This is a genomic window from Romboutsia lituseburensis (assembly GCF_024723825.1).
GTDB classification, from domain to species: Bacteria; Bacillota; Clostridia; order Peptostreptococcales; family Peptostreptococcaceae; genus Romboutsia_F; species Romboutsia_F lituseburensis_A.
Genome location: NZ_JANQBQ010000001.1, coordinates 3,302,897 through 3,328,866 on the forward strand (window position 1 = coordinate 3,302,897; position 25,970 = coordinate 3,328,866).

Here is a 25,970-nt window from a genome sequence, read left to right on the forward strand (position 1 = left end):
TAAACAATTTTATCTACACTATTTTATTTAAATATCTCAAAACTGTGATAATTTTTAGGTAAAATATAACAGGAGTGTGAGATTTGAAGTAACTTTTCTATGATATTATTTAACTATCCAATAAATAAAACTTAAAAAATTCACGTTAAAGTGAAAATATATAGATTATTAAAAATAAAAGGGAGTTAAACAATGAGAATATTAGAAACTAAAAACTTAAAAAAATATTATGGAAAAGATGTTAATTTAGTAAAAGCATTATATGGAATAAATATAAGGGTAGATAAAGGAGAATTTGTTGCTATAGTAGGTACATCAGGGAGTGGAAAAAGTACATTGCTTCATATGTTAGGGGGACTTGATAGAGCAAGTGAAGGGAAAGTAATAGTAGAAAATAATGATATATTTAATATGAATGATGAAGAACTTACTATTTTTAGAAGACGTAATGTTGGTTTTATATTTCAAAATTATAATTTAGTACCAATATTAAATGTATATGAAAATATAGTATTACCAATAGAACTTGATGGATGTAAAATAGATACGCAATATGTAAATGAAATAATAGATATATTAGGGTTAAATAAAAAAGTAGATGCCCTACCAAATAATTTATCAGGAGGGCAACAGCAAAGAGTTGCAATAGCAAGAGCTTTAGCTACAAAACCATCTATAATTTTAGCTGATGAGCCAAAGGGTAATCTAGACAGCAAGACAGAACAAGATGTTTTAGGTTTATTAAAAGTTACGAGTAGTAAGTTTAATCAAACAATAATTATGATAACTCATAATGAACAATTAGCTCAGATGGCAGATAGAATTATAAGAATTGAAGATGGAAAAGTTGTAGATAGAGGTGAAAGCCATGCTACGAAATAATAATCAAGAAATTATAAAAAAACTAAGTACTAGAAATTTTAAAGTAAACAAGATTAGAAATTTAGTATCTATAATTGCAATAGTACTAACAACAGTTTTATTCACTTCATTATTTACAGTAGGATATAGTATGTTAGATGCATTTAATAATTATAAAATGATGCAATATGGAATGAGTACACATGTACAAATACAAGATATAAATGATGAACAAATTAAAAAAATAAAAAATAATGAGTTAGTAGACTCAAAAAGCATAGGTATAGTAAAGAATATATATAGTGCAATAAATCCAGAATTTTCAACTCAGACAGTTAATGTTACTGTGTATGATAAGCAAAGCATAGAAAATACTGGAACAGTAGAAATAATAGAAGGTTCTTTGCCAAAGTCTAAAGACGAAATAGTAATGCCTACAAAGGTTCTTGATACGCTAAAGTTACCATATAAAGTTGGAACAGAAGTAAATATTACAATACCAGAGTTAAAAGATAAAAAGTTAACGGGTAAATCAGAAAGCTATAAGTTTAGATTAAGTGGATACTATAAATATAAAACTACAACATCATTGCCTCTTCATGATATATATGTAAGTGAAGCATTCTATGATGAATATAAGCAAAATAAAGAAGTAGATGCTATGTGTGTAACTTTTAATTTTATAAAAAGCAAAGATTTAGAAGGTCAGCTTTCACAAGTCCTAAGTGACATTCAACCTTATTCAGGTAAAGCAACTATAAATCCAGTATTTTTAGACTCACAAGCAAATAACATTAGTGAAATGATAAATAACGTACTGCCAATATTGCTAATGGCAGCATTAATACTTTTAAGTGGTTATTTATTAATATATAATATTTTTTATATATCAGTAGTTAAAGATATAAATCATTATGGCCTATTAAAGACTATAGGAACATCTCCTAAACAGATTAAGAAGCTAATAATAAAGTAAGCAAACAAAATATGTTCAATAGCTATACCAATAGGCTTGGCTTTAGGATATACTTTAGGAAAAATATTTATACCTATGGTTGGCTCAATGATGGACGGATTGAAGATAACTTCTTTTAAAACATTTAGTCCAGTAATATTTGTGTTTGCAACGGTATTTTCTTATATAACTGTAAGAATATCATGCAATAAACCTGCAAAAATAGCTAGCAATGTATCTCCAGTCGATGCGGTTAGATATAATGATAGAAGTACAAATGTTAAACGAAAACTTAAAAAGGGTAAATCAGGATCTAAACTCTATAAAATGGCATTTACAAATATATTTAGAAATAAACGAAAAGCATATTTGGTTTTAATATCAATGTCTTTAAGTTGTATAATATTTTTAGCTGTTTCAACTATAATAACTAGCTCTAATCCAGAAAGAGCAGCTGATGGTATATTGATAGGAGATGTAGAAATAGAGCATGGATTAGCTCAATATGCAAAATACGAAGAAAAGAAAGTCTTACCTATAGACAATCAATTAATAAAAGATATTCAAAATATAAAAGAAGTTAAAAGTGTAGAAAAAATATATAAAGATTCAGGGCGTGTAATATATGAAGGGGATTTAAAAGAAGAAATATTAACACAAAAAATAGAAGAAAAACATAAAAAAGATTTTTTTGATGGTAAAGATCCAAGAGAAGTAGCGAAAGAGCAAAACTCTATAAGTTTGGACTTAACAGGAGTATCCTCTGGTAATACAATGAAAAATATGATAGAAAATAGTGAATTGGAGTTTTGGGGTAAAGCTAATGTAATACAAGGCAATTTAGATATAGATAAATTTAACAAAGGTGGATATGTAATACTTGTTGGACACAAAGATAGTAAAATCAAAGTTGGCGACAAAATTGATTTTAAGTATTTAAATAAATTCTTTGAAAAAGATGGTTATACTGAAAATCAATTTGAAGTAATGGTAATAATTGATGGAGCTGAAAACTTTAATTTATCTATGTATGTAAATGAAAATGATTTTAAAAAAGTAGTTGAAAAACCATACATCCAAAAACTGATTGTAGATACAACTGATAAAAACAAAGTTGCAAAAGAAGTAAAAAATCTAAATGGAAAGTATAATAATCCTTACACTCAAGTAAATTCAAAACAAATGTATATAAATGAGGCAAGAAAGTTTCAGTCTAGTTTAAACATTATAGGAATGAGTGCAGTATTTATAATAGGATTAATAGGTGTACTAAACTTTGTAAATACTATGATAACTAGTATAATATCTAGAAAAACAGAATTTGCAATGATGGAAGCTATAGGAATGACTAAAAAGCAACTTAAAAAGATGCTATTATTAGAAGGATTATACTATGGTGTTATTATAACCTTTGTAAATATTACAATTGGTAGCTTATCTACATTATTAGGATATAATATTATGCAACTTAGATTCTCTACATATACATATCCAGTAGGGGCATTAATAACTTGTACAATAGCACTATTTTTAGTATGTTTAATCGTTCCTTTAGTTGTATATAGTAGTGTTAATAAAGATAGCATTATTGACAGAATTAGAGTAACTGAATAAAAATTTAAAATAAATATGACTATAAAAAACATCCTTAGAAATAGGGATGTTTTTTATGTTACAAAATTTGTAATATTAATTTATTGTATTATAATAAAAAATGTTGAAAAATATAAAACCTTTTTTCAACATACCTCGTTATATAAGTGAAAGGGGGAATAAATTTGGCACAAAGTGATGAAAGTCTAATCAATCAAATACTAAATGGAAATGAAAGTGCAATGGAAATAATAGTGAAAAGATACTATGATCTTGTACATAGTTTCATTTATAGAAATACGTCTGATTATAATTTAGCATATGATTTGACCCAAGAAGTATTTATAAAAGTTATAAAAAATATAGATAAGTTTAGCAATGATAAGGGTAACTTTAAAAATTGGATTTTAAAAATAGCAATAAATACAAATAAAGACTATTTTAAAAGTCCTATATATAAACAGAGAAAAGAAATGCAAGATATAGATAATCATGAAATAAAAGATGATAAAAATGTTATAGACATTCTATCTAAAAAAGAAGATGCTAATAAAATAAGACAAGCTATTCATAAATTACCAAATCTTCAAAGAGAAGCAATACTTTTAAAATATTATGAAGACTTAAAAGTTAGAGAAATAAGTAGTGTAACAGGAGAAAATGAAAATACCATAAAATCAAGATTATTTAATGGTGTTAAAAATTTGAAAAAAATGCTTGGAGGTGATTCAAATGAAGAAATTTCAGGGAGAAGACTACACTCTAAACTATGATGATTTAAATGATATTGAATTTGATAATTTAATAGATGAGGATTTAAAAGAAATAGAATTATTTTTAGATAGCTACATTGTTAAAAAAGTAGATGATGAAAAAATTGAAAATACTATTGATATACTCAGAGAATATATACCAAAACAAGCTAAACAAAGTATTGCAATAAAATTAAAACAAGTCTTAATAGGAAATATAAAATCAATATTTAATTTAACCGAATTTAATATAAGTTTAGTGAGTAAAAGTTATTGGATATTATCACTAGTAATAATACTTTTAGGTGTAATAGCAACAAAGAAATTTAATTTTAATATATATTCTAGTGCTATAATAATGTCTCCAATACCAGTTTTACTTGGAATATTTGAGTTAATTAAAGGTAAAGAAGAAAATGTATGGGAGTTAGAATTGAGTTATAAGTATTCATTGAAAGAAACACTTTTATGCAAGCTAGTAATTATATTGATTTTTTCTATATTAATAAGTTTGATAATGACTGTAGCTTTATATAATACAAACTGTGAAATAAGTCTATTAAAAATGATTAAGTTATCACTAATACCGATGTTTGTAACATCAGCTATTTCATTAGTTATAGTTTCTTTATATAGAAATAGTAATAGCATTGGTGTATGTGTAGTGATATGGATGATTCAAGCTGCTACTATAGATGAAAAAACTATTGAAAATATATTAACTATAGATAATCTAACAATAATATTTATGTTAATTGTTTCAATAATTTTAACTGTTTATGCATCAAAGTTATTTTATAAAATGTCTATAAATTATACAGACTATAAAAATTGTGATTTTTAGGAGGGGAATATAAATGGAATTAAGTATAAATGGGGTAAGTAAAAAATTTAAAGATAAGTTGGCAGTAAATGATTTTACTGTAACATTAAACAATGGAATATATGGTCTTTTGGGACTTAATGGAGCAGGTAAGACAACTCTTATGAGAATCTTAGCAGATGTTTCAAATCCAAGCTCGGGACAAATATTAGTTAATGGTAAAAATAAAAATGAGTTAGGTTCAGATTATAGAGATTTAATAGGATATTTACCTCAAGATATAGGTTTTTATAAAAATTTTAGTGCAGAGAAATTTTTACTGTATATAAGTGCATTAAAAGGAATAGAAAAAGAAGAAGCTAAAATAAAGATTGATGACATACTAAAGTTTGTTAATTTAGACGAACATAGAAAAAAGAAAATTGGTAAGTTTTCAGGTGGTATGAAGCAAAGACTCGGTATAGCACAGGCTCTATTAAATGATCCGAAGATACTTATATTAGATGAACCAACGGCAGGACTAGACCCAAATGAAAGAATAAGATTTAAAAATTTAATAGCTAATATATCAAAAAATAAAATAGTGATTTTATCAACTCATATAATTTCAGATGTTGAATTTATTGCAAATGAAGTACTAGTTATGAAAGCCGGAGTCCTAGTAGAAAAACTAACTCCAAATCAGATGGTAGATAAAATAAAAGGCAAAGTACATAGTATAAAGATTAAAGAACATAAGCTACTTGAAATACAAAATAGATTTAAAATATCTAATATATCAAGAGATAAAGAAAATATTGTAGTTAGAGTAGTAGGGGATGAAAAATTTGAAAATTTAGGATTTGAATATAAAGAAGAGCATCCGAATTTAGAAGATGTATTTTTATATTACTTTGATGAAAATAAAACTTTTTAAGGGGGATGAATAAACATGGTAGAATTAATTAAATTTGAAATAGGAAAAATTTTTTCAAAAAAAATGGTGTGGGTATTACTTTTAGCAGTATTATGGTCTATGGGTTCTTCAATTTATAGAGATGCAAGAATGTTAAAATTTAATGGTATAAAAAATAAAGAAGAGGTTCAACAAATTGTATCTCCTTATGAAGGAGAAGTTTTAACAAAAGAACGAATAAAAGAACATGAGGATTATGAAAAAAAACTTCGAAAAAAAGATAATCTTTCAGCTGAAGAATTTGTACTTAGCAGTATATTAAATTTTGATTATAATTTAGATATTGATCCAGATTATGTGGTTGGAGATAGAGAGTATAAAAAAAGTGAACTTAAAAAAGATTTAGATAAATTAAATCAAGAAGGCAAAACTGATACATTTGAATATAAAAATATGGAATATATATATAACCTGATAGATAAAAAAGAAGCTCAAACATATCATTACAAGATGGAATGGATATATGGTGCTGATTTTCAGAGGATAGCTCCATTTTTATCAATATTAGTTATCGTAGGAATTGCCACTATATTTAGTAGTGATTATCAAAATAATACTGTACCGTTAGTATTAAGCTCGAAGTTAGGAAAAAATAAACTTATAACTTCAAAAATACTATCATCATTAATTTTTAGCACAATAATATTTATTTTTGTAAATTGCGTATTTTTAAGCTATATTGCACTTGATAAATTTAAAGGATGGAATCAAGCTTTAAATAGCTTAAGATATTTTGAGGCAACTCCATATAATATTACAGTAATACAATATTATATTAGAGGATTAATGTTTAGTTTTATAGGAATTATTTTATTTACACTACTAGTAATGCTTATATCTTTATTAGTAAAAAATAATATACTATCAATGTTAATATCTTTAGGTATATATTCTGTACCAGTTTTTATATGTTCATTTATGCCAACGAAACAACTTGCAATTATATTTAGACAATTAAATTTAGAGGAACTTATAAGTGTAGAAGCATTATTCCGTAATACAGACACATATAATATTTTTGGAAATCCAGTGTTATATGCTAATTTACTTGTAACTATATCTTTAATACTTATACCAATAGTAACTTATATGATTATACATTTTGGAAAAAAACAGGCAATATAATTTAAATATATTAATAAGATAAAAAAGTAGCTTTATATGAAGTTGCTTTTTTATTTTTGACAACTAACAATTATAAAATAAAGAAATTTTATTTATAAAAGAGTCTAGATTATAATATAAAAAAGTAATAAAACTAAATAAATGTTAAAAAATAAACAAACACTAAAATAAATTTATAAATTTGCTTAAAACATGAAAAATCAACTCGAAAAAAATAATAAAGTTTTTTTAAAAAGTTGTTGAAAGTATTATAGAAAGTTTATATACTTATCTTATAAAAGATAGAAAATATAAATAAAAATTAAATATCCGAGTGAAGGATATGGGAGACAACTTTTATAAGTGACCGAAGGGACAAGTTTAATTAAGTACCCAATTTAATTAAATGAAATTCTCAGGTACAAACACCATATCTAGACGGACCTCTGAAAAAATATATTAACAGGGAGCACAAATTGGGAATTTGTTTTCTCTGTTTTTTTATGCGAAAAATATACAGTTGTGAAAGTGAGAGAATATCATGATAATTGTTACGAATAATCCAATTGTTAAATCACAAATTCCAGACAAAGAAATAGTGCATAAAGATATAACATACATAGAAGTATTAAAAGAGTGCAGAGATCTAGTTCATAAGGGGTATGAAATTTTATCTCATCCTCTTTACGGAAGCGTAAAGCCAAATGAAACACCATATCGAAGTATAATAATGAAAAAGGGAAATAATCTAGATACAAATTCATTACATTTAATAGAAGAAGCAATAGTTACATCAAGTAAATTCCAAAATAATAAAAAAACTCCAAATTGGCCAAACAAAGTTATAGAAGATTTTAGAGTCATTGATTTAGATATTTTACAAAATACCTTGCAAAGAATTCAATACTTATAAAATTATAATTAAATTTAAATAAATATTAGATTTAATTACAATTGAATATATTTACATTTTATTTGAATTAATACAGCTTTAAGTTTATACATATTTATATAACAAAATTTTTATATAATGAAAAAATTATATTATATAAATATCAATAATATACTATAGTGCATATTAATTTAAATATAAAAGGGGGAAAATGAATGGAAAATATATATGATTTAATTGTAATAGGTTCAGGACCAGCAGGACTTTCTTCAGGTCTTTATGGAGCTAGAGCGAAGCTTAAAACACTTATAATAGAAAAAGGTAAAACAGGTGGACAAATAGTTACAACACATGATGTAGCAAATTATCCAGGATCTATACAAGATGCAAGTGGACCTAAGCTAATAGCAAGAATGGTTGAACAATGTAAAGGCTTTGGAGCAGAAATGGTGAAAGATAATATAGTAGATGCTGATTTAAATTCTGACATAAAAGTATTAAAGGGAGAAAAGGGAAAATATAGAGGAAAAGCAATAGTTATAGCTACAGGATGTACTCCTAGAAAACTTGGAGCACCAGGGGAAAAAGAGTTAACAGGAAAAGGTGTATCTTATTGCGCTACTTGTGATGGAGATTTCTTTACTGACTTAGAAGTGTTTGCAGTTGGTGGAGGAAATAGTGCAGTTGAAGAAGGTATGTTTTTAACTAAATTTGCAAGAAAAGTAACTATTGTTCAAATGGAGGATAAGTTAACTTGTGCAAAATCTATAGAAGAAAAAGCTAAAGAAAATCCTAAGATGAACTTTATGTTTAATACAACTATAAAAGAGATAATAGGAGATGGAATAGTAGAAAAAGTTGTATTTGAAAACAGATTAACAGGAGAACTTACTGAATATGAAGCAGATGAAGAAGATGGAACAATGGGTGTGTTTGTATTCATAGGATTAATTCCTCAAACAGAAATATTTAAAGAGAAGATAGACACAGATAGAATAGGATACATAATAACTGATGAAGATATGAAAACAAATATAGACGGTGTTTTTGCAGCTGGAGATTGTAGAGTAAAAACTCTAAGACAAGTAGTAACAGCAACTAGTGATGGAGCTGTAGCTACTATAAATGCAGAAAAGTATTTAGAAAGTAAAAACTGGGATTTAGCTGATTCGACTATTTAAAGAAAATCAAACCTAATATAGTTATTAAAATTAAAATAAGATAATAGATATGTATAAACACTACAATTATAAATTCAATAATTTAGTGGTTATACTAAATATTTATAGAATTAAGGGGGATTTAATTATGATAGCTTTAGACAAGAATACTTTTGAAGAGGAAGTTTTAAAACATGAAGGAGTAGTAGTTGTAGATTTCTGGAGTGAAGGATGCGAGCCTTGTAAAGCATTACTTCCAGAAGTAGAAGAATTAGCAACTCAATATGCTGATAATTTTAAATTCTGCAAGTTAGATACAACTAAAGCAAGAAGATTAGCTATAAAAGAAAAAGTATTAGGACTTCCAACTATAGCTATATATAAAGATGGAGCTAAGATAGATGAAGTAACTAAAGATGATGCAACAAGATCTAATATAGAGGAAATGATAAAAAAATATATATAGTTAATGATTAATTTGCTATAAATTTGAGTATATCTCAAGTTTCTATAGATGACTTACAACTAGCTTGTATTTAAATGAGCTAGTTGTAAAGAATGGTTTGTTAAAAAATTAATAAATGGAAATTAGGGGGTGCACGTATGCGTCTTGAGTTAGGGAAAATCTTTATAAATGACGTTCAATTTGGTGAAGTAACAGAAGTTAAAGATGGCGTTTTATACGTTAATAAAGAAGAGATGCTTAAAGAAATTGGTGGAGATGAACATATAAAATCTATAGATATAGATTTAGTTCATCCAGGGGAAAGTGTAAGAATAACACCTGTAAAAGATGTTATAGAGCCAAGAGTTAAAGTTGAAGGTAAGGGAGGGATATTCCCTGGTATAATATCAAAAGTTGAAACGGTAGGGACTGGAAAAACTCATGCTCTTTCTGGTTGTGCAGTTGTGACTACAGGTAAGATAGTTGGTTTCCAAGAAGGTATAATAGATATGATGGGACCTGGTGCTGATTATTGTCCTTTCTCAAAACTACACAATATAGTAGTTATAGCAGAGCCAGTAGATGGATTAAAACAACATGATCATGAAAAAGCTGTTAGAATGATAGGATTTAAAGCAGCAACATATCTAGGAGAAGCTGGTAGAAATGTAGAACCTAATGAAGTTAAAGTTTATGAAACTAAGCCATTATTAGAATCAATAGCAGAGTATCCAGATCTTCCTAAAGTAGGATATGTATATATGCTTCAAACTCAAGGTCTACTTCATGATACATATGTGTATGGAGTTGATGCAAAGCAAATAGTTCCAACATTACTTTATCCAACTGAGCTTATGGATGGAGCAATAGTTAGTGGAAACTGTGTTTCTGCATGTGACAAAAACCCTTCATATGTTCATATAAATAACTCTGTAGTAGAAGATTTATATGAGCAACACGGAAAAGAAATAAACTTTGTAGGTGTAATTGCAACTAATGAAAACGTATACCTTGCAGATAAAGAAAGATCTTCTAACTGGACTGCAAAATTATGCAAATACTTAGGATTAGATGCAGTTATAATATCGCAAGAAGGTTTCGGAAATCCAGATACAGATCTTATAATGAACTGCAAAAAAATAGAAATGGAAGATATAAAAACAGTTATAGTAACTGATGAATATGCAGGACGTGATGGAGGTTCTCAATCACTTGCAGATGCTGATGTTAGAGCTAATGCAGTTGTTACAGGCGGAAATGCAAATGAATTAGTAGTGTTACCGAAGATGGATAAAGTAATAGGCCATATAGAAGTTGTGGATGTTATAGCAGGTGGATTTGCTGGAAGTTTAAGAGAAGATGGAAGTATAGAAGCAGAAATACAAGTTATAACTGGTGCTACAAATGAAACAGGATTTGGAAAATTATCTACAGTTACTTATTAGTAGATATATGAATTAAAAAATATATTAAAATATCTAAAGTATAAAATTTAAAACATAAAAATTAAAGGGGGATAATTATGAGCATACTTGCTAATAAAAAGGTCCTTATAATAGGTGACCGTGATGGTATACCAGGACCTGCCATAGAAGAATGTGTAAAAACCGTAGAAGGAGCAGAAGTAATATTTTCTTCAACAGAATGTTTTGTCTGAACGGCTGCTGGGGCTATGGACTTAGAAAACCAAAAAAGAGTTAAAGAAGCTTGCGAAAAGCATGGAGCTGATAACTTAGTGGTTTTATTAGGTGCATCTGAAGCCGAAGCTGCAGGTCTTGCAGCAGAGACAGTAACAGCAGGAGATCCAACATTTGCAGGTCCACTTGCTGGAGTTGAATTAGGTCTTAGAGTTTATCATGTTGTAGAAGAAGAAATGAAAGCAGAGTTTGATGATGCTGTTTATGATGAACAAATAAGTATGATGGAAATGGTACTGGAAGTAGATGAAATAGTAGAAGAAATGACTAGCATGAGAGATCAATTCTGTAAGTTTAATGCTTAATTGAACAAAAGGGGTGAAATGTATGGGAAAACTAAGAGTAGTTCATTATATAAATCAATTCTTTGCTGGAATTGGTGGAGAAGAAAAAGCTGACACTAAACCACATATAGCAGAGAAATTACCGCCAATAAGTTTACAACTTAATAAGTTGTTAGGTGAAGATATGGAGGTAGTTGGAACAGTTGTATGTGGAGATACATACTTTAATGAAAACCTAGAAACTGCAAGTAAAGAAGTATTAGACATGATAAAAGGATTTAATCCAGAATTTTTCATAGCAGGTCCTGCATTTAATGCTGGTAGATATGGAGTAGCAGCTGGAGCTATAACTAAAGTAGTTAAAGAAAATTTAAACATACCTTGTTTTACAGGGATGTACGTAGAAAATCCAGGTGCAGATATGTTTAAAAAAGATGTTTATATAATGGAAACATCTGATTCAGCTGCAGGGATGAGAAAGGCACTTCCTAAAATGGCTAAGTTTGCACAGAAACTAGCTAATGGAGAAAAACTAGGTTCTCCTAAAGAAGAAGGATATATAGAGCAAGGATTAAGAGTTAACTTCTTCCATGAGGATAGAGGATCAAAAAGAGCTGTTGATATGCTTATAAAGAAAATAAAAGGGGAAGAATTTGTTACTGAGTACCCAATGCCAGTATTTGATAGAGTAAATCCAGCTAAAGCATTAAAAGATTTATCAAATGCTAAAATTGCACTTGTAACTTCAGGTGGTATAGTACCAAAAGGAAATCCTGATAGAATAGAGTCTTCTTCAGCATCTAAGTATGGTGAATATTCATTAGCAGGGTTTGATAATTTAACTGAAGATTCACATGAAACAGCACATGGTGGATATGATCCAGTATATGCTAATTTAGATGCAGACAGAGTTTTACCTGTTGATGTAGTTAGAGATATGGTAAAGGAAGGATTAATAGGAGAATTACATGAAATTTTTTATACAACTACTGGAAATGGTACAGCTGTTGCAAATGCAAAAAAATATGCAAATGAAATAGGTAATAAATTAAAAGATGCAGGTGTAGAAGCTGTTATCTTAACTTCTACATGAGGCACTTGTACTCGTTGCGGTGCAACGATGGTAAAAGAAATAGAAAGAGTTATGGAAGTTCCTGTAGTTCATATGTGTACAGTAGTTCCTATATCTTTAACAGTTGGAGCAAATAGAATAGTTCCAACAATAGCAATACCACATCCACTTGGAAATCCTGCTCTTGATGAAAGAGAAGAAAAAGCATTAAGAAGAGGATTAGTAGAAAAAGCGTTAGTTGCTTTAACTACAGAAGTAGATGACCAAACTGTATTTGAAAATCCAGATACATCTTCATTAAAACCTAGAGCAATGGCATAAAAAATTAAATGTTTAAATAAATATATATAGCAAATAGATGGACTTAATGGTCCATCTATTTGTGAAAATATATGATAATCACCAGCACCTCTTAATTTCGGTGCTGAATATGTATGTAAAAATTATTGGGGGTGCGCTTATGTCTTATCCAGTTTTAAAAGGTGCAAGTTACGTACTTATTCATACTCCAGATATGATAGTACAAAATGGTAGTACATGTAATGTTGAAAGAGCTACAAATCCAGATTCTGAATTTCTAAAAGAGATAAATAATAATATAAGAAACTACGAAGATGTAGTAAACTATATGCCAAATCAAGTATACATAGGGAATAATAGACCTGAAGAATTAAAAAATATATCAATGCCTTGGTGCAATGAAAAAGTAGAAGGAAATAGATTTGGAAAATTAGGAGAGATAATGCCTCAAGATGAATTTATAGCTTTAATGCAAATATGTGATGCATTTGATTTAGTAAAATTATGTGAAGGATTTATAAATGAAGTAAAACCTAAATTAGAAAATAACTACCCTGAGTTAGATCAATTTATAGCTAAATTAAAGGGTGATAATATAGAAGAAGGATTAGAATTAGTAAACAACCATACAGCAGAAGGTCTGTATCATGAAGGTAAGATGGTCGGATATGTTAAAAGAGCTCATGATGTAGATGTTAATTTAAATGCCCATACAATGTTTGAGAATTTAGTAGTTAAAGCATCGGGAGTTTTATCAGCAATACATTTATTAAGAAGTAGTAAAATAAATCCATTAGATATTGACTATGTAATAGAGTGTTCAGAAGAGGCGTGTGGAGACATAAATCAAAGAGGCGGAGGAAACTTTGCAAAATCTATAGCTGAAATAGCAGGTTATAATAATGCTACAGGATCAGATACAAGAGGATTCTGTGCAGCTCCTACACATGCACTAATTCAAGCAGCAGCTCTTGTTAAATCAGGTGTTTATAAAAATGTAGTAGTTGTAGCTGGTGGAGCTAGTGCAAAACTGGGAATGAATGCTAAAGACCATATCAAAAAAGGTCTTCCAGTTTTAGAAGATGTGGTAGGAGGATTTGCAGTATTAGTATCTGAAAATGATGGTATAAATCCAATAATTAGAACTGATCTAGTTGGAAAACATAATGTTGGAACTGGTTCATCTCCTCAGGCTGTTATGACTGCACTTATAACAAGTGGATTAGATAGAGCTAATCTAAAAATAACAGATGTAGATGTATTCTCTGTTGAAATGCAAAATCCTGATATAACAAAACCGGCTGGTGCAGGGGATGTTCCTGAAGCTAACTATAAAATGATAGGAGCACTTGCTGTTAAGCGTGGAGATTTAGAAAAGAAAGAATTAAAAGACTTTGTGGCTAACAAAGGACTTCCAGGATGGGCACCGACTCAAGGTCATATACCATCAGGTGTTCCATATGTAGGTTTCTGTATAGATGATTTAACTATGGGAGATAAAAATAGAGCTATGATAGTAGGTAAAGGTAGTTTATTCTTAGGAAGAATGACTAATTTATTTGACGGTGTATCATTTATAGTTGAAAGAAATAATGGAGTAGAAGAAGAATCTAGTGGAGTATCTAAGGACGAGGTTAAAAAAATTATAGCAGAGGCTCTTAGAAAACTGGCATTAGATATGATAGAAGAATAGGGGGGGAAGTACTATGTCTAAGAAAATAATAGGGCAAACTCTCCTAGAGGTAGCTAATGCAATAGAAAGTGGAGAATTTGGGAAGAAAGTAAAAATAGGATTAACTACTTTAGGAAGTGAACATGGAGTAGTTAATTTAGTAAATGGAGCTAACTTAGCAAATTCTAATTTATTTGATATAGTTTTGATAGGACCTAAAGTTGATACTGATCTTGAAATAGTAGAAGTTAATTGTGAAAAAGATATGCATAATAAAATGGAAGAGTTATTAGATAGTGGATATATAGATGCTTGTGTTACTATGCATTATAATTTTCCAATAGGTGTATCTACAGTAGGTAGAGTAATAACACCTGGAAAAGGTAAGGAAATGATATTAGCTACAACTACAGGTACAAGCGCTACAAATAGAATAGAGTCAATGGTTAGAAATGCTATATATGGAGTAGCAACAGCAAAAAGTATAGGTATAAAAAAACCTAAGGTTGGAATTCTTAATGTAGATGGAGCAAGACAAGTTGAGAAGTGTTTGAAAGAATTAAAAGAAAATGGATATGATTTAGAGTTTGCGGAGTCAATAAGAGCAGATGGTGGAAGTGTTATGAGAGGTAATGACTTATTAGCAGGAGCACCAGATGTTATGGTTACAGATACATTAAGCGGAAATATATTTATGAAGGTATTTTCTTCGTTTACGACAGGTGGAGATTATGAGTCTAGTGGATATGGATATGGGCCTGGTGTAGGAGAAGATTATAATAGAAAAATACTTATATTATCAAGAGCATCTGGAACACCAGTTGTAGCAAATGCTTTAAAATATGCTTATGATGTAGCTAAAGGAAATGTAAGTCAAATAGCTAAAAATGAGTTTAAAGTTGCTAAAAAAGCTAAGTTTGATGAAATTATATCAAGTACAACAAAAAAGGAAGTAAAGACTAGCGAAGAAGTAAAATGTCCTGAAAAAGAAGTTGTTACTACTCAAATATCGGGAATAGATATAATGGATTTAGAGGAAGCCGTAAAAGAACTATGGAAAAATAATGTATATGCAGATAGCGGTATGGGATGTACAGGACCTATAGTATTGGTAAATGAAGCTAAAGGTGAAATTGCTGTTAAGATTTTATTAAAAGCTGGATACACAGCTAAGTAATAAAAATGACTAGATATGATTATATCTAGTCATTTTTTACGCTTAAGGAAATTGTGATACTCTAGAATATGTGGATAATTATTGTAACTGAGTAATATCAAACATTGTGACTAGGGTAAAAAATTACATTTTAAGCAACGGATTAAGTCGTTGGCGCTATGAGCGAAGCGAATTTTTTACGAAATATATGAAGTAATACCCATATAATGAATTAAGTAAAGTAAATTTTTTAGAAAAATAAATAGTATAATTTAAAAAATTAATCAATTGAAGTAATAAAATATCATATATATAAATAAAGACTTGTATTAGGTGATTAAAATGAATAAAAAACTACATGTTACAATATGGTCAACTATAATTATTTTTTTAGTGTCTTTAAATATATATGTATATAATAATAGTTTAAAAGTATCAAAATATGTGAATGAAAGCAATTCACATACTGAAAGTATAGTTCTTATTGATAAATTTAGGACAGATATTAATGTTATGGCTCAAGTTAATAAATTATACATTTTAACTGGGAAAAGCGAGTATAAAATTGAGTATGATGAAACTTTAAAAAGGGTGTATAAAACAATAAATGATTTGGAATCATCTGGTAGTATAAGTAATGATGATAAAAGTGATTTAGTTAAAGTTTTAGAGGAATATTCTCATATAAATATGGAGACTATGAGCTCTAATATAATAAATAAGATAGATGCAGAAGCTGAAAATGAAATATTGAAATCAAATAAAGCTCAATTAAATGTACTTAAGCAACTTGATAAATCTGTAGAACAAACTAATGAAACTGTAAAAGAAAAGAACAATATAATTGAATCTATACTAAAAAATCAAAAAGGTAATGTACAAGTTGCAAGCACTATAATAACAGCTATAGCATCAGGTATATTTTATTATATTAAAAAAAATCCAGCCAAGGCAGGTAAACAGGTAGGAGAAATTATTGGTTGTATAGCTAATATAGAAGATGAAAAAAAAGTTAATCCTAATAAAACTGAAGAAAAACAAGAAAATATTAATTTAAAAAATTCAACAAAAGAAGAACTATATGAAGAGATAAAAGAAATTGAAAAAAAATATGCTGATGTTAAAGAGTGCATAAATAATATAATAAAATATGAAAAAGTTATTAATTATTGTGATTTAATGTATAGCCAAACTATTAAAATGGAAGAAAAGATAAATAAGAGTAATGAAATAATGAATGAAATTTATATTTATTTGAATCAATTAAAGATAAATATAAAAGAATGTAAAGATTGTAAAGATGAAATAAAACTAGATTTACTAAGAGAAATTCAAGAAAAGTTTGTAGAATTAAAAATAGTCTTTGAGTCAATCCCCATATATAATGAAGTAATAAAAGAAGCCATGCAAGAAGTGATAAATTATAAAGTTTAAAAAAATAAGCCATCTTATAAAATTAGATGGCTTATTATATTATACATATTGAATATTTAAAAATATACTACACATTATAAATATATATTAAAGTATAAAGGAGTAAGACTATGAAAAAAATTCTAACTAAAGTTATTACAATTGCAATAGCTGTAGTATGTATGTCAGGATGTTTTATATTAAAAGCTAGTGCTCTTCCTTATTATGATTTAAAGTTTGAAGAGCATTCAAGAAATATTGTAACTGGAGAATTTGAGAAAATTGGTGAGAATTTAAGCTTAAAAAAAGAAAGTAAATTGACTATGAACATCAAAAAATCATACAATCCTAGAACTAGTATAGAATTAAATAAAGATGAATTAGATGCAATCAGCCAAGTATTAGGATCTAAATGGCAAGATGCTCTAATGATTGATAAGAAAGAAGATATAAAAATTAATAAAAAAAAGGATACATACTTACATATAAGACCTGTTTATAAAGAAGTTAAAGGAACTCTAGTACAAGACTACCAATCATGGAGTCAAAAAAAGGAGGTTACTATTTTAATACCTATAGATGTAGAATATAAGATAACAACAAATTAATATTTTTATATAAATTACAATAAAATATTAATATATCTGAAGTATTTATTGAATAAAATAAAAGTATAATATATAATTAGAAGAAATAATTAATATATTTACCTGTATATTTTTGAAAATAAGGTTCAAATGTTTCTACCAGGCTACCGTAAATGGCTTGACTACAGGAGTTTAAAAATAGTATTAATAGATAAATACTATCTTAATGCTATACTTTTATTTTGACTTATAAACTCCTGTCTTATTATAGACAGGAGTTTTTTTACAATATAAAAATGTCAAATATAATTTAAAATTTAGGCTCCTAGTTTAATTCAAAACAATATAAAGGATTAATAATATAAATACTAAAACTTTGGAGGAGATTTAAAATGAAATTATTACAAGAAAAAATACTAAATGATGGTCGTGTGTCTGGAAATGACATATTAAAAGTAGATAACTTTTTAAATCATCAGTTAGATATAGCATTTTTAAATGAGATAGGGAAAGAGTTTAAAAATAGATTTGCAGATGGAAAAATAGATAAAATACTAACAATAGAAGCTTCTGGAATCGCGATAGCATCTATAGCATCTCAGCATTTTGGAAATGTTCCTGTTGTATTTGCAAAAAAAGTTGAATCTAAAAATTTAGATAAAGAAGTTTATGAAACAAAGGTATATTCATTTACAAAAGGAAAAGAATATAGTGTAAAAGTATCTAAAAGATATTTGCATGAAGGTGAAAATATACTAATATTAGATGATTTCTTAGCGAATGGTAGAGCGGCATTAGGCCTTAAAGACTTAGTAGACCAAGCTAACGCGAATCTAGCAGGTATAGGTATAGTTATAGAAAAAGGATTCCAAGAAGGTAGATCACTTTTAGAAGAAGAAGGTGTAAAATTAGAATCATTAGCTATACTTGAGTCGATTGAAAATGGAGTAATAACTTTTAAGTAATTTTATTAAATAAAATATAAAACAGATGGAGTGTGATTAAATTTTCACAAAACGTCTGTTTTTTTATTAACAAAACTATAATAAATAATTACTAAAAAAACAATAAGAATAAAAGTAATATCAATATATCTAGAATGGTACTTATAGAGCCGTTTATAAAAATATAAAAAAATATATAAAATAGATATAGCTAAAATTTTATTTTAAATAATAGTTAGATAAAAAACTAACAAGAAAAAAATTCCATAATATGATATAGTTATTTATGTAGAAAATGTAAGTATTAGACACATTTTTAGAATATTTAATAAACATAGGTTAATACTAATAATTGTTAAATATTAATGAATATTATATAGTACATATAAATTTAAACTAGGAGGGTTTATAAAATGAGATTTTTTATAGACACAGCAAACATAGAAGAAATAAAAGAAGCTAACGATTTAGGCGTTATTTGTGGAGTTACTACAAACCCATCATTAATAGCTAAAGAAGGAAGAGACTTTATAGAAGTAGTTAAAGAAATAACTGAAATAGTTGATGGACCAATAAGTGCTGAAGTAATAAGTTTAAATGCTGAAGGTATGGTAGCTGAAGCTGAAAAGTTAGTTAAAATACATAAAAACATAGTTATAAAATTACCTATGACAGAAGAAGGATTAAAAGCTACTAAAATATTATCACAAAGAGGAATAAAGACTAATGTTACATTAATATTTAGTTCAGTTCAAGCTCTTTTAGCAGCTAGAGCAGGGGCTACTTATGTAAGTCCATTTGTTGGAAGATTAGATGATATAGGGCAAAATGGTATGGATTTAATAGCAGAAGTAGTGGAAATATTTAATGCTAATAACATAGAAACTCAAATAATAGTTGCAAGTGTTAGAAATCCAATACATGTATCTCAAGCTGCTACAATAGGTGCAGATATAGCAACTGTACCACTAAAAGTTATAAAGCAAATGACTAAACATCCTTTAACAGATAAAGGTATAGAAAGCTTTATAAAAGACTGGGAAGGCGCTTCATTAAAATTATAATAAATAAAAATAATATAAATACATAGACCATTTTAATATAGATTTTATGACTATATTAAAATGGTCTATTTTTTATTGGATTAGATAATTATAAGATTAACTGATATAATATCTAATGATTATGTATAATTGGAGGGGTTGTATTGGAGAAAATTATTATAATAGAGGATGATGAAAAAATAAGAGAGGAATTAAAAAATTTTTTAGCTAACTATAATTATAAAGTTGTAGTAATGACAGAGTTTGAAAATATAGTTACAGATACATTGAATGAAAAACCGCATATAGTACTTTTAGATATTAACTTGCCTATATATGATGGATATTATATATGCAGAGAAATTAGAAAAAAATCAGATGTTCCAATAATAGTAGTTACTAGTAGAGAAACAGAAATGGATGAACTTATGAGTATGACGCTAGGTGCCGATGATTTTATAACAAAACCTTACAATACTCAAATACTTCTTGCACATATAAGTTCAATATTAAAAAGAACATATAAAAAAAGTTGTTTAGAGATTATCCAATATAAAAAGTTAGAGTTAGATCTAGTTAAAAATAGTATATGTTTTGAGGGTAAGGAATTAGATTTAACTAAAAATGAATTTAAAATACTTAATTGTTTAATGAAAAAGCAAGGGAGTATAGTATCTCGTGGGGACTTAATGGATTATTTGTGGGATCTGGATGTGTTTATAGATGATAATACATTAACTGTTAACATAAATAGGCTTAGAAAAAAGTTAGAAACTATAAATTGCAAAGACTATATACAAACTAGAAGGGGGATCGGCTATATAATGCCATAAATATGGATATAAAAAGTTATTTTAAAGATATACAAATTTCTATAATTTTAAGATTAGTGTTTATAATGTTTTTGGTTTATATATTGAATTTACTACAAATAGATAAAATAACTATATATTTTATATTGATTTTATGGACTATATTAAACAGCATTGAATTTGTATATGATTATATTAAAAAAGCTAATTATTATAGAGAAGTTTTAAATATTTTAGAAGAATTAGATAAGAAATACTTATTACCTGTTTTAATACATAGACCTAAATTCCTTGATGGTAAAATACTTTATGATGTTTTAAGTATAACGGATAAAGCTATGAATGAAGAAGTGAATAAATATGTATTTTCTCAAGCTGAATATAAAGAATACATAGAAATGTGGGTTCATGAAATAAAGACACCTATATCATCAAGTAAATTAGTAATAGAAAATAATAAAAATGAACAGACATTAAGTATATTAGAAGAAATAGAAAAAATAGAAAGTTTCATTGAACAAGTTTTGTATTATTCAAAAAGTAATGAACTTGAAATTGACTATATAATAAAAAAAATAAGTTTAAGAAAATGTATAAACAATGTAATAAAAAGAAATAAGAGAATAATAAGGGAAAATCGGATTTCAATAGAAATAGATGACTTTGAAAGCTTTATTTACTGTGATAGTAAGTGGTTAGAATTTATATTAAATCAAATAATAATAAACTCTATTAAATATATAGGTAATTATAAAACGAACAGAAAACTTGAAAAAATAGGGTCGAAAATAAAGATATATATTAAGGAAAACATCAATAATATAGAATTATACATAAATGATAATGGGGTTGGAATAGATGAAAAAGACTTATACAAGGTATTTGAAAAAGGTTTTACAGGATTAAATGGAAGAAAGTTTAAAAAATCTACCGGAATGGGCTTATATATTTCTAAAAAATTATGTAGCAAAATGTATTTAGGTATTGATATAAATTCTAAAATAAATGAATACACAACTGTCAAAATAACATTTCCACAAAATAATATGACTAAAATATAGTAAAACTTACATTTATGTAAGTTTTGTGTAAGTTTAAGTTATTAAAATAAACCTCTAATTTATATAAACTATAAGTATAAAGTAAACAGGGAGGTAAAATATGAACACAGTGTTACAAGTAAAAAATATAGAAAAATATTATGGTAATAAAAAAAATCTTACCAAAGCAATAAATAACATCTCTTTTGAAGTAGATAAGGGAGAATTTGTTGGTATTATGGGTCCTAGTGGGAGTGGTAAGACAACTTTATTGAATTGTATATCTACAATAGATAATGTAACAACAGGGAGTATAAATATAGAGGATAAAGACATTACGAAATTAAAAAGAAAAAGTATAGAAAAGTATAGACGTGAAAATTTAGGATTTATATTTCAAGATTTTAATTTATTAGATACGTTAACTGTATATGAAAATATATCATTAGCATTATCTGTCATAGGAGTAAAAGGTGCAGATATAGATAAAAAGGTTAAAGAAGTTTCAAACAAATTAAATATATCCGATATATTAAGTAAATTTCCTTATGAAATATCTGGAGGCCAAAAACAGAGGGTAGCATCAGCTAGGGCGATAATAACTAATCCATCACTTATACTTGCAGATGAACCAACAGGAGCATTAGATTCTAAGTCTGCAAGAATACTCCTTGAAAGCTTAGAGAATTTAAATAAAAGTTTAAAATCAACCATAATCATGGTAACACATGATGCATTTACTGCAAGCTATTGCAAAAGGATTTTGTTTATAAAAGATGGTAAAATTTTTAATGAGCTTATAAGAGGCAATGATGATAGAAAAGAATTCTTTAAAAGAATAATAGAAGTAGTTACACTTCTTGGAGGTGACACTGAAAATGTTATTTAAGCTATCTTCTAGAAATGTAAGAAGGAGTATGAAAGACTATAGCATATATTTTTTAACTTTAGTAATAGGAGTCTGTATATTTTACATATTTAATTCACTAGAATCTCAAACAGCAATGATAGAACTAACACAAAGCAAAAGGGCACAAGCTAAGTTACTCACTGAGATTATGTCTTATGTATCAATATTTGTATCATTTATTTTAGGATTTTTAATTATGTACGCAAACAACTTTATTATAAAGCGAAGAAGTGAAGAATTTGGTATTTATATGACATTAGGTATCAGTAGAAATAAAATATCATATATGCTATTCTTTGAAACTTTATTAATAGGAATTGTATCATTGGCAGTAGGGATATTTATAGGCGTGTTCTTATCGCAGGGATTAGCTAGCATAACCGCTAAAATGTTTGAATCAGATATGGGCAAATATAAATTTATATTTTCGAAAGATGCTTGTTTAAAAACAACTTTATATTTTAGTATAATGTTCATTGTTATAATTTTATTAAATTTTGTAATCGTATCTAGATATAAATTAATAAATTTAATAAATAATGAAAAACGTAGCGAAAAATTAAAAGGCAGTAATTTAATTATATCAGCAGTATTATTTGTTTTATCAATAATATGCTTATGCACTGCTTATAAATCAACTTTGGGAGAACAATTAATATACTCTGATGGAGGAATAAATTGTACTTATATAGCTTTAGGTATCTTAGGAACACTTCTATTTTTCAGAGCATTAGCAGGATTTTTAATAATAGTTATTCAAAATAGTAAAAATTATTATCTTAAAAATTTAAATACTTTCACACTAAGACAACTAAATAGTAAGATAAATACTCACTATGTATCTATGAGTATAATATGTATAATGCTATTTGTAGCAATAGGAATGACATCAGCAGGATTAGGAACAAAGAAATCTTTGAAAGAATCAATACAATTTAAAACTCCTTTCGATGTATCTTTTGAAGCTAGAAAAGGAGTAAATGGAAATTTAAGCGAACTATTAAGAGAAAATGGTTTTGATATAAATCAATATAGCAAAGCGTTGGTTGATTATAACTTATATAGAGGTGACATAACATTTGGAGAAATGTTTAAAAATAACTTGGGTGAAATTTCGAAACAACAATTTAATTTTATAAAAAACTTAAATGTAGAAGTATTAAAATTATCAGATTATAACAAGATAAATAAAATAAAAGGTAAAGAGGAGATTGTTTTAAAAGATAATGAAATTTTATTATTAAGTGATGTAGGACGTATGAAAGAAGCAATAAAAGAATATTTATCTCAATATAAAACTCTAAATCTTAACAATAAAGAATTTAATTTAAAAAAATATAGTGAATATGAGGCTATATATACTTCACCTCAGAGTATGAATATGTTGACACTAATAGTTAATGATAAATATACTGAAGGCTTAAAAGTATCTAAAAATTATTTAAGTTTGAATTTAACAGGGGCTGAAGCTGCAGCTGAAGAAAAAATATTACAGAAATTTGATGATTTACAAAGTGAATCCGAGTCAATTCAAGGCCTTGATATATATACATATGGAAAAATAGATTCTTATGATAGTAGTATAGGAACTGCAAATATGTTTTTATATATTGGGATTTATGTAGGCATGGTATTTTTAATAGCTGGTGCAGCAGTACTTGCACTTAGCCAATTATCAGGAGCTAATGAAAGTTTAAGTAGATATAAAATTTTAAGGAAGCTCGGTGTAAGCTCTGAGATGATAAATAAATCAATATTTATTCAAGTACTAATGTATTTTTGCTTACCTATAATATTAGCATTGATACATAGTATATTTGGAATAAAAGTAGCAAATGATTTTGTTAAAATATTTGGTGATATTAATCCCGTAAAAAATAATCTTATTACAATTGGTTCTATTTTAGTTATATATGGAATTTATTTTGTAATAACATATAATAGCTATAAGAGAATAGTTAATAGTAAGTCATAAATTAAAATTTATAAACAGAAAAAAAGTATTATTAATTTTTATTAATTAATAATACTTTTTTATGTTTAAGCTCCTATTTTACTGATTTTACTGTTTTGAGGGAATTCTTTATAGTACATAGATTTATCCAATTCACCTTCTTTATTACTTACCACTAAAGTACAAGCACAGTCCCCCATAACATTAATTGTAGTTCGTGCCATATCTAATAGTCTATCAACACCCATTATAAGGCCAACACCTTCTATTGGTAGTCCGACAGAAGTTAATACCATAGATAAAGTAATCATACCGACACCAGGAACACCAGCAGTACCAACAGAAGCTAAAGTAGCAGTTAAAATTATTGTAAGGAATGAATTTATACCTAAATCAATTCCGTAAAGTTGAGCTATAAATACGCAAGCTACACCTTGCATGATAGCAGTACCATCCATATTGATTGTAGCACCTAATGGAAGTGTAAAAGAAGCTACTGAATTATCAACTCCTAATTCTTCCATACTTTCAATAGTTAAAGGAAGTGCGGCATTACTTGAAGCAGTAGAGAAAGTTACAGCTGCAACCCCTGCAAATTTTTTGAAAAATGGTTTTAATTTAAGTCCAGTAAAAACTTTAACCATACCTGAGTAAACAATAACAACTTGCAGAATTAATGCTAAAGAAACTGCAAACATATATTTAAGTAATGAGAAAATAGCATCGAATCCTGTAGTAGCAAAAGTATTAGCTATTAAAGCGAATACCCCATAAGGAGCTACTAACATTATTATACTTACCATTTTCATACAAACCTCATTAGCAGATTCAAAAAGTTTTCTCAATGGGTCAGCTTTTTTACCAACTACACTCATAGATACACCAAGCAATAAAGAGAATAGTATTATTTGTAACATTTCTCCATTTGCTAATGATTGAATTGGATTTGTAGGAATTATACTTAAAATAACTTCAACTAAAGGCTTACTTTCACCTATAGTAGGTTTTTGAGTTATTAAATTTGACATATCAAGACCAATTCCAGGATTTATTAGTTTACCAACGACTAATGCTAAAGAGATAGCAATTGCAGTAGTAACTAAATAAAAACAGAAAGTTTGAATTCCTATTCTACCAAGCTTTTTAACATCACCCATAGAAGACGAGCCACATACCAATGATATAAACACTAATGGAACCACTAGCATCTTTATAGCATTTATAAAGCCGCTACCCATTACTTTTAAAAGTCCATCTAGAAGGATGGTATTTTTAATAGTGCCATCAGGTACACTTTTAAGAATTAAACCTAAAATAGCTCCTAAAAGGATACCTATAAAAATTTTACTAGTAAGTCCTAATTGTTTTTTCATAAAATCACCCCACAATTAAATTTTTATCTAATAATATAAAAAATATATGTTTTATAATAACAGTGAGATTATTAAAATGCAAGTTAAAAAAAAATAACTTCAAAAATCAAAAAAGTAAGATGAATTCAGAGTGTCTTGTTTAAATATATATAACTTAAAAAAATACGCACAAA

The 25,970-nt window shown here is 27.4% G+C and carries 24 protein-coding genes and 2 riboswitches; of the genes, 23 read left to right on the forward strand and 1 reads right to left on the reverse strand.

Annotated features, from left to right (window positions below; translation table 11 throughout):
- Nucleotides 1–192 precede the first annotated feature (192 nt).
- The 23 genes from NWE74_RS15915 to NWE74_RS16025 all read left to right on the forward strand — a co-directional run bounded on the left by NWE74_RS15915 (nucleotide 193) and on the right by NWE74_RS16025 (nucleotide 24,445).
- Entirely contained in the window at nucleotides 193–882 is a 690-nt protein-coding gene (locus tag NWE74_RS15915) for an ABC transporter ATP-binding protein (RefSeq protein ID WP_258243950.1), read from the forward strand.
- A complete protein-coding gene (locus NWE74_RS15920) occupies nucleotides 869–1,837 on the forward strand; it encodes a hypothetical protein (protein WP_258243951.1) in 969 nt (322 codons plus the stop codon). The genes NWE74_RS15915 and NWE74_RS15920 overlap by 14 nt, the downstream gene beginning before the upstream one ends.
- A gap of 90 nt (nucleotides 1,838–1,927) precedes the next feature.
- A complete protein-coding gene (locus NWE74_RS15925; RefSeq protein WP_258243952.1) occupies nucleotides 1,928–3,430 on the forward strand; it encodes an ABC transporter permease in 1,503 nt (500 codons plus the stop codon).
- A gap of 164 nt (nucleotides 3,431–3,594) precedes the next feature.
- Nucleotides 3,595–4,182, forward strand: coding sequence for an RNA polymerase sigma factor (locus tag NWE74_RS15930; RefSeq protein ID WP_258243953.1), 588 nt, complete (start codon nucleotides 3,595–3,597; stop codon nucleotides 4,180–4,182).
- Entirely contained in the window at nucleotides 4,142–5,005 is an 864-nt protein-coding gene (locus tag NWE74_RS15935; RefSeq protein ID WP_258243954.1) for a hypothetical protein, read from the forward strand. Before NWE74_RS15930 ends, NWE74_RS15935 begins: the two co-directional genes overlap by 41 nt.
- A 13-nt stretch (nucleotides 5,006–5,018) precedes the next feature.
- Nucleotides 5,019–5,900, forward strand: coding sequence for an ABC transporter ATP-binding protein (locus NWE74_RS15940; protein WP_258243955.1), 882 nt, complete (start codon nucleotides 5,019–5,021; stop codon nucleotides 5,898–5,900).
- 15 nt (nucleotides 5,901–5,915) lie between these two features.
- A complete protein-coding gene (locus NWE74_RS15945) occupies nucleotides 5,916–7,064 on the forward strand; it encodes an ABC transporter permease subunit (RefSeq protein WP_258243956.1) in 1,149 nt (382 codons plus the stop codon).
- Nucleotides 7,065–7,377: 313 nt separating this feature from the next.
- Nucleotides 7,378–7,484: riboswitch (glycine riboswitch) on the forward strand.
- Nucleotides 7,485–7,584: 100 nt separating this feature from the next.
- Complete coding sequence (locus NWE74_RS15950) at nucleotides 7,585–7,956, forward strand: GrdX family protein (RefSeq protein WP_258243957.1); 372 nt, start codon at nucleotides 7,585–7,587, stop codon at nucleotides 7,954–7,956.
- Nucleotides 7,957–8,150: 194 nt separating this feature from the next.
- Nucleotides 8,151–9,116, forward strand: coding sequence for a thioredoxin-disulfide reductase (trxB, locus tag NWE74_RS15955; protein WP_258243958.1), 966 nt, complete (start codon nucleotides 8,151–8,153; stop codon nucleotides 9,114–9,116).
- 127 nt (nucleotides 9,117–9,243) lie between these two features.
- Complete coding sequence (gene trxA / locus NWE74_RS15960) at nucleotides 9,244–9,561, forward strand: thioredoxin TrxA (RefSeq protein WP_258243959.1); 318 nt, start codon at nucleotides 9,244–9,246, stop codon at nucleotides 9,559–9,561.
- Nucleotides 9,562–9,698: 137 nt separating this feature from the next.
- Nucleotides 9,699–10,985, forward strand: a complete 1,287-nt coding sequence (locus NWE74_RS15965; RefSeq protein WP_258243960.1) for a glycine/sarcosine/betaine reductase component B subunit — start codon at nucleotides 9,699–9,701, stop codon at nucleotides 10,983–10,985.
- Between the two features lie 77 nt (nucleotides 10,986–11,062).
- Nucleotides 11,063–11,542: a glycine/sarcosine/betaine reductase complex selenoprotein A gene (gene grdA / locus NWE74_RS15970; protein ID WP_258243961.1), complete on the forward strand. Its 480-nt coding sequence runs from the start codon at nucleotides 11,063–11,065 to the stop codon at nucleotides 11,540–11,542.
- A gap of 22 nt (nucleotides 11,543–11,564) precedes the next feature.
- Entirely contained in the window at nucleotides 11,565–12,914 is a 1,350-nt protein-coding gene (gene grdB, locus NWE74_RS15975) for a glycine reductase complex selenoprotein B (protein ID WP_258243962.1), read from the forward strand.
- Nucleotides 12,915–13,053: 139 nt separating this feature from the next.
- Nucleotides 13,054–14,586 carry a glycine/sarcosine/betaine reductase complex component C subunit beta gene (gene grdC / locus NWE74_RS15980; RefSeq protein WP_258243963.1) on the forward strand — a complete coding sequence of 511 codons (1,533 nt, stop codon included), beginning with the start codon at nucleotides 13,054–13,056 and terminating at the stop codon, nucleotides 14,584–14,586.
- Nucleotides 14,587–14,599: 13 nt separating this feature from the next.
- Nucleotides 14,600–15,742: a glycine/sarcosine/betaine reductase complex component C subunit alpha gene (gene grdD, locus NWE74_RS15985; RefSeq protein ID WP_258243964.1), complete on the forward strand. Its 1,143-nt coding sequence runs from the start codon at nucleotides 14,600–14,602 to the stop codon at nucleotides 15,740–15,742.
- Between the two features lie 321 nt (nucleotides 15,743–16,063).
- Nucleotides 16,064–17,155, forward strand: coding sequence for a hypothetical protein (locus NWE74_RS15990; RefSeq protein WP_258243965.1), 1,092 nt, complete (start codon nucleotides 16,064–16,066; stop codon nucleotides 17,153–17,155).
- 110 nt (nucleotides 17,156–17,265) lie between these two features.
- A complete protein-coding gene (locus tag NWE74_RS15995; protein WP_258243966.1) occupies nucleotides 17,266–17,742 on the forward strand; it encodes a hypothetical protein in 477 nt (158 codons plus the stop codon).
- 82 nt (nucleotides 17,743–17,824) lie between these two features.
- A riboswitch (purine riboswitch) is annotated at nucleotides 17,825–17,926 on the forward strand.
- A gap of 187 nt (nucleotides 17,927–18,113) precedes the next feature.
- Nucleotides 18,114–18,686: a xanthine phosphoribosyltransferase gene (locus NWE74_RS16000; RefSeq protein ID WP_258243967.1), complete on the forward strand. Its 573-nt coding sequence runs from the start codon at nucleotides 18,114–18,116 to the stop codon at nucleotides 18,684–18,686.
- Between the two features lie 392 nt (nucleotides 18,687–19,078).
- Complete coding sequence (fsa, locus tag NWE74_RS16005) at nucleotides 19,079–19,729, forward strand: fructose-6-phosphate aldolase (protein WP_258243968.1); 651 nt, start codon at nucleotides 19,079–19,081, stop codon at nucleotides 19,727–19,729.
- A gap of 143 nt (nucleotides 19,730–19,872) precedes the next feature.
- Nucleotides 19,873–20,541, forward strand: coding sequence for a response regulator transcription factor (locus NWE74_RS16010; protein WP_258243969.1), 669 nt, complete (start codon nucleotides 19,873–19,875; stop codon nucleotides 20,539–20,541).
- 83 nt (nucleotides 20,542–20,624) lie between these two features.
- Nucleotides 20,625–21,581, forward strand: a complete 957-nt coding sequence (locus NWE74_RS16015; protein ID WP_258243970.1) for a sensor histidine kinase — start codon at nucleotides 20,625–20,627, stop codon at nucleotides 21,579–21,581.
- 100 nt (nucleotides 21,582–21,681) lie between these two features.
- Entirely contained in the window at nucleotides 21,682–22,449 is a 768-nt protein-coding gene (locus NWE74_RS16020) for an ABC transporter ATP-binding protein (protein WP_258243971.1), read from the forward strand.
- A complete protein-coding gene (locus NWE74_RS16025) occupies nucleotides 22,439–24,445 on the forward strand; it encodes an ABC transporter permease (protein WP_258243972.1) in 2,007 nt (668 codons plus the stop codon). Before NWE74_RS16020 ends, NWE74_RS16025 begins: the two co-directional genes overlap by 11 nt.
- Before the next feature lie 65 nt (nucleotides 24,446–24,510).
- Here the strand turns inward: NWE74_RS16025 and NWE74_RS16030 are convergent, their stop codons facing one another.
- Nucleotides 24,511–25,797 (reverse strand): dicarboxylate/amino acid:cation symporter, encoded by a 1,287-nt coding sequence (locus NWE74_RS16030; RefSeq protein WP_258243973.1) that lies wholly within the window; start codon nucleotides 25,795–25,797, stop codon nucleotides 24,511–24,513.
- Between the last annotated feature and the right edge of the window lie 173 nt (nucleotides 25,798–25,970).

Coding starts and splice junctions, on each gene's coding strand:
- grdC (WP_258243963.1), top strand. CDS start 13,054: ATGTCTTATCCAGTTTTAAAAGGTGCAAGTTACGTACTTATTCATACT.
- NWE74_RS15925 (WP_258243952.1), top strand. CDS start 1,928: ATGGACGGATTGAAGATAACTTCTTTTAAAACATTTAGTCCAGTAATA.
- NWE74_RS16030 (WP_258243973.1), bottom strand. CDS start 25,797: ATGAAAAAACAATTAGGACTTACTAGTAAAATTTTTATAGGTATCCTT.
- NWE74_RS16020 (WP_258243971.1), top strand. CDS start 21,682: ATGAACACAGTGTTACAAGTAAAAAATATAGAAAAATATTATGGTAAT.
- NWE74_RS15965 (WP_258243960.1), top strand. CDS start 9,699: ATGCGTCTTGAGTTAGGGAAAATCTTTATAAATGACGTTCAATTTGGT.
- NWE74_RS15990 (WP_258243965.1), top strand. CDS start 16,064: ATGAATAAAAAACTACATGTTACAATATGGTCAACTATAATTATTTTT.
- NWE74_RS15945 (WP_258243956.1), top strand. CDS start 5,916: ATGGTAGAATTAATTAAATTTGAAATAGGAAAAATTTTTTCAAAAAAA.
- NWE74_RS15915 (WP_258243950.1), top strand. CDS start 193: ATGAGAATATTAGAAACTAAAAACTTAAAAAAATATTATGGAAAAGAT.
- trxB (WP_258243958.1), top strand. CDS start 8,151: ATGGAAAATATATATGATTTAATTGTAATAGGTTCAGGACCAGCAGGA.
- NWE74_RS15995 (WP_258243966.1), top strand. CDS start 17,266: ATGAAAAAAATTCTAACTAAAGTTATTACAATTGCAATAGCTGTAGTA.
- NWE74_RS15935 (WP_258243954.1), top strand. CDS start 4,142: ATGAAGAAATTTCAGGGAGAAGACTACACTCTAAACTATGATGATTTA.
- trxA (WP_258243959.1), top strand. CDS start 9,244: ATGATAGCTTTAGACAAGAATACTTTTGAAGAGGAAGTTTTAAAACAT.
- NWE74_RS15950 (WP_258243957.1), top strand. CDS start 7,585: ATGATAATTGTTACGAATAATCCAATTGTTAAATCACAAATTCCAGAC.
- NWE74_RS15920 (WP_258243951.1), top strand. CDS start 869: ATGCTACGAAATAATAATCAAGAAATTATAAAAAAACTAAGTACTAGA.
- NWE74_RS16025 (WP_258243972.1), top strand. CDS start 22,439: ATGTTATTTAAGCTATCTTCTAGAAATGTAAGAAGGAGTATGAAAGAC.
- NWE74_RS15940 (WP_258243955.1), top strand. CDS start 5,019: ATGGAATTAAGTATAAATGGGGTAAGTAAAAAATTTAAAGATAAGTTG.
- NWE74_RS16000 (WP_258243967.1), top strand. CDS start 18,114: ATGAAATTATTACAAGAAAAAATACTAAATGATGGTCGTGTGTCTGGA.
- grdD (WP_258243964.1), top strand. CDS start 14,600: ATGTCTAAGAAAATAATAGGGCAAACTCTCCTAGAGGTAGCTAATGCA.
- fsa (WP_258243968.1), top strand. CDS start 19,079: ATGAGATTTTTTATAGACACAGCAAACATAGAAGAAATAAAAGAAGCT.